The sequence below is a fragment of the Kitasatospora sp. NPDC048545 genome (genome assembly GCF_040651155.1).
Lineage (GTDB): Bacteria > Actinomycetota > Actinomycetes > Streptomycetales > Streptomycetaceae > Kitasatospora.
In genome coordinates this window covers 1-1,461 of sequence record NZ_JBEZIQ010000173.1, presented here as the reverse complement: position 1 = coordinate 1,461, position 1,461 = coordinate 1, and the positions used below count along the sequence as shown (strand labels likewise).

Below are 1,461 nucleotides of genomic sequence, written 5' to 3'. Positions count from 1 at the left end.
GGCCACCCGCACCCCCGACCACACCGCCCTCGTCTTCGAAGACCAGCAGCTCACCTACACCCAACTCCACACCCACGCAAACCAGTTGGCCCACCTGCTGAGCGACCGAGGCGTCGGCCCGGAGACGCTGGTCGCGGTCTGCCTCGACCGCTCGACCGAACTCGTCGCCACCCTCCTGGCCGTCCTCAAGACCGGCGCCGCCTACCTCCCCATCGACCCCTCCCACCCCACGGACCGCATCGCCACCATGCTCGACGATGCACGGCCCGCCGCCATCGTCACCACCAGCACCGGCAGCCTCACCGCCCTCACCATCGACATCCCCACCATCCACCTCGACCGCACCGACCTCACCGACAGGCCGAACACCGAACCCCCACTGACCGCCCACCCCGACCACCCCGCCTACGTCATCTACACCTCCGGCTCGACCGGCCGCCCCAAGGGCGTCACCATCACCCACCGCGCCATCGTCAACCGGCTGGCCTGGATGCAGTCCGCGTATCCGCTGGACGCCACGGACCGCGTGCTGCAGAAGACGCCGTTCGGATTCGACGTCTCCGTCTGGGAGTTCTTCTGGCCGCTCCTGGAGGGCGCCACCATGGTGGTCGCGCGCCCCGGCGGCCACCAGGACCCGGGCTACCTGGTCGATCTGATCCAGAGCCGACAGGTCACCGTCACCCACTTCGTGCCGTCGATGCTGCAGGCCTTCGTGCAGGAGCCGGCCGTCGCGAACTGCACGGGGCTGCGCGCGGTGTTCTGCAGTGGCGAAGCCCTGCCGGCCGAGCTCCGGGACAAGTTCCACGCCCTGCTCGACGTACCGCTGCACAACCTCTACGGACCCACGGAGGCCGCGGTCGACGTGACCGCCTGGGACAGCTCCGCCCCGAACACCGGGGCGTCGGTCCCGATCGGCCGGCCGGTCTGGAACACCCGGGTGTACGTGCTGAACGCGCGACTGGAGCCCGTACCGCCGGGCGTGGACGGAGAACTCTACCTGGCAGGCGTCCAGTTGGCCCGCGGCTACCTCAACCGTCCCGGCCTCACCGCCGAACGCTTCACCGCCTGCCCGTTCGGCGAACCCGGCCGCCGCATGTACCGCACCGGCGACCTCGCCCACTGGACGGAGGACGGCCGACTCGTCTTCGCCGGCCGTGCCGACGAACAGGTCAAGCTCCGCGGCTTCCGGATCGAACTCGGCGAGGTCCAGGCCGCCCTGGCCGCCCACCCCGCCGTCGACCAGGCCGCCGTCATCGCCCGCGAGGACACCCCCGGCGACAAGCGCCTCGTCGCCTACCTCGTCCTCGGTGCCGAGCAGAACCAGGCCGAACTCGGCTCCTCCGTACGGGACTTCCTGAGCGCTCGCCTGCCCGACTACATGGTTCCGTCAGCGGTCGTGGTCCTCGACGCGCTGCCCGTCACCGTCAACGGCAAGCTCGACCAACGCGCCCTGCCCGCCCC

At 70.8% G+C, this 1,461-nt stretch carries 1 protein-coding gene; it reads left to right on the top strand.

Annotation, left to right across the window (positions count from 1 at the left end):
• Positions 1–1,461, top strand: a 1,461-nt coding sequence (locus AB0D10_RS46305) for an amino acid adenylation domain-containing protein (protein WP_360269149.1), incomplete at both ends; no start/stop codon positions are given.